Origin of the sequence: Streptomyces sp. NPDC059477 (assembly GCF_042749375.1) — a bacterium.
Taxonomy (GTDB): Bacteria; Actinomycetota; Actinomycetes; order Streptomycetales; family Streptomycetaceae; genus Streptomyces.
The window spans coordinates 1-5,407 of record NZ_JBHYUG010000117.1 but is presented as its reverse complement, the minus strand read 5'-3'; the positions used below and the strand labels follow the sequence as shown (position 1 = coordinate 5,407).

The following is a 5,407-nucleotide window of genomic DNA, read 5'->3' as shown; positions in this document are numbered from 1 at the left end:
GCCACCCCTAGCGCGCCCCGCCATCATCCCTGACCCGGCGCGCGGCCGCCCCCCCCCCCCCGCGGGGGGCGCCCGCCCGCCCCCCCGCCCCGCGCGCCACCGACCCCGCACGCGGGGCCGGGCTCCCCCCTGATCTTCCAGAAGGTGCCGCACCATGACAGTCGCCATCGACCGAGCCACCGGCAAGCGGCTCGGTGAGCGCCCACCCCGGCCAGGACCGGCCGGGCGTCTGCGGCGCAGCTACCAGAAGTACTGGTACGCCTACGCGATGATCACCCCGGTGATCGTCGTGCTGGGCGTCCTCGTGCTGTATCCGCTCGCCTACGGCTTCTACCTCACCCTCACCGACGCCAACAGCCTCAACACCGGCCGCACCATCGGCGTCAACGAGATCGAGGCGACGTACCGGTTCATCGGGTTCGACAACTACGCCGACATCCTGTGGGGCGAGACCGCCTACGACCGCTTCTGGTCCCACTTCGTCTGGACCATCGTCTGGACGGCCGCCTGTGTCTTCCTGCACTACTCCATCGGCCTCGGCCTCGCCCTGCTGCTCGACCAGAAGCTGCGCGGACGCACCCTGTACCGGCTGCTGATGGTGCTGCCCTGGGCCGTGCCGACCTTCGTGACCGTCTTCGGCTGGCGGTTCATGCTCGCCGACGGCGGCATCATCAACATGGGCCTGGACAGCCTGGGCCTGCCCACCCCGGCCTGGCTGGAGGACACCTTCTGGCAGCGGTTCGCCGCCATCATGGTCAACACCTGGTGCGGTGTCCCGTTCATGATGGTCTCCCTGCTCGGCGGCCTCCAGTCCATCGACAACACCCTGTACGAGGCCGCCGAGATGGACGGCGCGAGCGCCTGGCAGCGGTTCTGGTACGTCACCCTGCCCGGCCTGCGCTCGGTCAGCTCCACCGTCGTCCTGCTCGGGGTGATCTGGACGTTCAACCAGTTCGCGGTGATCTTCCTGCTGTTCGGCAACACCGCGCCGGACGCGCAGATCCTCGTCACCTGGGCCTATCAGCTCGGCTTCGGGCAGCAGCCGCGCGACTTCGCGCAGTCCGCCGCCTACGGGATGCTGCTGCTGGCCATCCTGATCGTCTTCACCTCCGTCTACCGCCGCTGGCTGAACCGCAATGACCAGCAGCTCGCGATCTGAGGCAGGAGCCACCATGAGCACCCCGACCGTCCAGAAGTCCGCCGGAACGAACCCGGCCCCCGCTCCCGCCCCCGCGCGCCCCGCCTCCCGCCGACGCGGCGAGCCCGGACCCCTCCAGGCCCTCGCCTCGCACGGCGTGCTGACCATGGCCAGCCTCATCGCGCTGTTCCCGGTCGCCTGGCTGGTCTTCCTGTCGCTGGGCCCGGACGCGGACGACTATCTCCACCCCGGCGGCATCTGGTCGAAGATGACCTTCGCCAACTACAGCCATGTCCTGACGGAGACCAACTTCTTCGACTGGCTGAAGAGTTCGCTGATCGTCTCCCTCGGCACCACCCTGATCGGCGTGATCATCGCCGCCAGCACCGGCTACGCGGTGTCCCGGATGCGCTTCCCCGGCTACCGCAAGTTCATGTGGGTGCTGCTGGTCACCCAGATGTTCCCGGTCGCCGTCCTCATGGTGCCGATGTACCAGCTGCTGTCCGAACTCCAGCTGATCGACACCTACCTCGGCCTCATCCTGGTGTACTGCTCGACCGCCGTGCCGTACTGCGCCTGGCTGATGAAGGGGTACTTCGACACCATCCCCTTCGAGATCGACGAGGCCGGGCGTGTCGACGGGCTCTCGCCCTTCGGCACCTTCCTGCGCCTGGTCCTGCCGCTGGCCCGGCCCGGACTCGCGGTCGCCGCGTTCTACAGCTTCATCACCGCGTTCGGCGAGGTCGCCTTCGCCACGACGTTCCTGCTGGACGACGAGAAGTACACGTTCGCCGTGGGGTTGCAGAGCTTCGTCAGCGAGCACGACGCCCAGCGCAACCTGATGGCGGCGACGGCCGTGCTGATCGCGATCCCGGTGTCCGCGTTCTTCTACTTCGTACAGAAGAACCTGGTCACGGGGCTCACGTCCGGTGGCACCAAGGGGTGACGCCACCCCGACCGCCGTACCCGTCCCAGGAATCCGTCACGCATCAATCGCCACACATCAATCCGCCACAGATCAATCCGTTACGCATCAATCCGTTACGCATCAAGGAAGCCATGACCCAGCATTCCTCAGCGCCGCACGCCGCCGTCGCCGCCGCCCAGCACCGGGACTGGTGGCGGGACGCGGTGATCTACCAGGTCTATCCGCGCAGCTTCGCCGACAGCGACGGCGACGGCATGGGTGACCTGGAAGGCGTACGGTCCCGTCTGCCGTATCTGCGCGACCTCGGCGTGGACGCGGTGTGGCTCAGCCCCTTCTACTCCTCGCCGCAGGCCGACGCCGGGTACGACGTCGCCGACTACCGGGCCGTCGACCCGATGTTCGGTTCGCTGCTGGACGCGGACGCCCTGATCCGCGACGCGCACGCGCACGGCCTGCGGATCATCGTCGACCTGGTGCCCAACCATTCCTCCGACCGGCACGAGTGGTTCAAGCGGGCGCTCGCCGAAGGGCCCGGCTCGCCGTCGCGCGACCGCTACCACTTCCGCCCCGGCAAGGGCGCGGACGGCGAACTGCCGCCCAACGACTGGGAGTCCATCTTCGGCGGCCCGGCCTGGACGCGGGTGCCCGACGGCGAGTGGTACCTGCACCTCTTCGCGCCCGAGCAGCCCGACTTCAACTGGGAACACCCGGCGGTCGGCGACGAGTTCCGCTCGATCCTGCGGTTCTGGCTGGACATGGGCGTCGACGGCTTCCGCATCGATGTGGCCCACGGCCTGGTGAAGGCGGAGGGCCTGCCCGACCTTGGATCCCACAACCAGCTGACGCTGCTGGGCAACGATGTCATGCCGTTCTTCGACCAGGACGGCGTGCACGACGTGTACCGGCAGTGGCGAATCGTCCTTGACGAGTACGCCGGGGAACGGATCTTCGTCGCGGAAGCCTGGACCCCGACCGTCGAGCGCACCGCCAACTACGTCCGCCCGGACGAACTCCACCAGGCGTTCAACTTCCAGTACCTGAGCACGGATTGGGACGCCGCGGAACTCCGTACGGTCATCGACGCGACCCTCGCCGCCATGCGCCCGGTCGGCGCCCCGGCCACCTGGGTGCTCTCCAACCATGACGTCACCCGGCACGCCACCCGGTTCGCCAACCCGCCCGGCCTCGGCACCCAGATCCGTACGGCCGGTGATCGCGACCTCGGCCTGAGACGGGCCCGCGCCGCCACCCTGCTGATGCTCGCGCTGCCCGGCTCGGCGTACGTCTACCAGGGCGAGGAACTGGGCCTGCCGGACGTCGTGGACCTGCCCGACGAGGTGCGCCAGGACCCGGCGTACTTCCGGGGCGCGGGCCAGGACGGCTTCCGGGACGGCTGCCGGGTGCCGATCCCATGGACCCGTACCGGATCGGCGTACGGCTTCGGCGGCGGGGGCAGTTGGCTGCCGCAGCCGCAGGGGTGGGGCGAGCTGAGCGTCGAGGCGCAGAGCGGGGTCGCGGGCTCGACGCTGGAGCTGTACCGCGAGGCCCTGGCCGTGCGCCGGGCCCGGCGCGACCTGGGCGCGGGCGACGCGGTGGAGTGGCTGCGGGCGCCCGAGGGCGTACTGGCCTTCCGGCGCGGCGAGTTCGTGTGCGTCGCGAACACCACCGGGGAGTCGGTGACCGTGCCCGCCCACGGGCCGCTGCTGCTCACCAGCGGTGAGGTGGGCGAGGCGGACGGCGAGACGAAGGTGCCGGGCGACACCACGGTGTGGTTCGGCACGGCTCGGTAATTTCGTCCCTCAACAACTTTCGTCGGCCCGCTGCCCTTTTGGGCTGCGGGCCTCTACCATCTCCCCACTGCAAGAAATTTTGACGACTTGCAGCAAGACCCTTCAACGATGAAGGAACCCCCACATGGCCAGCAGAATCGTTTCCGGCGCGCTGGTGCTCGCGGCGGCCGGAGTCTTCCTCGCACCCGGTACGGCGAATGCCTCCCCGCCCGGCACCAAGGACGTCACCGCCGTCCTCTTCGAGTGGAAGTTCGCCTCGGTCGCCGCCGAGTGCACCAGCCGCCTGGGCCCCGCGGGCTACGGCTACGTCCAGGTCTCCCCGCCCGCCGAGCACATAACCGGCGCCCAGTGGTGGACGTCGTACCAGCCCGTCAGCTACAGGATCGCCGGGCGGCTCGGTGACCGCACCGCGTTCCAGAACATGGTGAACACCTGTCACACGGCCGGTGTGAAGGTCGTGGTCGACACCGTCATCAACCACATGTCGGCGGGCGCCGGGACCGGCACCGGTGGCTCGACGTACACCAAGTACAACTACCCCGGGCTGTACGCGTCGGCCGACTTCGACAACTGCACCGCGCAGATCACCAACTACCAGGACCGCTGGAACGTCCAGCAGTGCGAGCTGCTCGGCCTGGCCGACCTGGACACCGGCGAGGAGAACGTCCGCGCCGACATCGCCGCCTACCTGAACGACCTGCTGTCCCTCGGCGTCGACGGCTTCCGGGTCGACGCCGCCAAGCACATGCCGGCCGCCGACCTCGCGAACATCAAGTCCCGGCTGACCAACCCGTCGGTGTACTGGAAACAGGAGGTCATCCACGGCGCCGGGGAGGCCGTCCAGCCGACCGAGTACACCGGAAACGGGGACGTCCAGGAGTTCCGCTACGCCTACGACCTCAAGCGGGTCTTCAACAACGAGAACCTCGCCTATCTGAAGAACTACGGCGAGGGCTGGGGCTATATGAGCAGCGGGGTGTCGGGTGTCTTCGTCGACAACCACGACACCGAGCGCAACGGCTCCACCCTCAGCTACAAGGACGGCGCGAATTACACCCTGGCCAATGTCTTCATGCTGGCCTGGCCGTACGGCGCCCCCGACATCAACTCCGGCTACGAGTTCACGAACATCGACACCGGGCCGCCCAGCGGCGGTCAGGTCACCGCCTGCTATCAGGACGGCTGGAAGTGCCAGCACGCCTGGCCGGAGATCCAGCGCATGGTCGCCTTCCGCAACACCACGCGCGGCGAGGCCGTCACCAACTGGTGGGACAACGGCGCCGACGCCATCGCTTTCGGCCGGGGCACCAAGGGGTTCGTGGCCATCAACCATGAATCCACCGCCCTCACCCGCACCTATCAGACCTCACTCCCGGCCGGCCCGTACTGCAATGTGCAGAACAATACGACGGTGACCGTGAATGGCTCCGGTCAGCTCACGGCGACACTCGCTTCGAATACCGCACTCTCTGTTTATGCGGGAAAGAGCAGCTGCTGAGCAATTGTTCATGAAAGCGCGGGCGGGCCGCACATCCGGAGGGGTGGACTGTC

At 68.3% G+C, this 5,407-nt stretch carries 4 protein-coding genes; all 4 read left to right on the top strand.

What is annotated here, in order from left to right; genetic code table 11:
- Window positions 1-154: 154 nt before the first annotated feature.
- Window positions 155-1,159 carry a carbohydrate ABC transporter permease gene (locus ACFXAZ_RS35420; protein WP_384599802.1) on the top strand — a complete coding sequence of 335 codons (1,005 nt, stop codon included), beginning with the start codon at window positions 155-157 and terminating at the stop codon, window positions 1,157-1,159.
- 13 nt (window positions 1,160-1,172) lie between these two features.
- Window positions 1,173-2,084: a sugar ABC transporter permease gene (locus tag ACFXAZ_RS35415; protein WP_384599799.1), complete on the top strand. Its 912-nt coding sequence runs from the start codon at window positions 1,173-1,175 to the stop codon at window positions 2,082-2,084.
- A 113-nt stretch (window positions 2,085-2,197) separates the two neighbouring features.
- Window positions 2,198-3,856, top strand: coding sequence for a glycoside hydrolase family 13 protein (locus tag ACFXAZ_RS35410; protein ID WP_384599796.1), 1,659 nt, complete (start codon window positions 2,198-2,200; stop codon window positions 3,854-3,856).
- A gap of 124 nt (window positions 3,857-3,980) precedes the next feature.
- Complete coding sequence (locus ACFXAZ_RS35405) at window positions 3,981-5,354, top strand: alpha-amylase family protein (protein WP_384599793.1); 1,374 nt, start codon at window positions 3,981-3,983, stop codon at window positions 5,352-5,354.
- Window positions 5,355-5,407 lie beyond the last annotated feature (53 nt).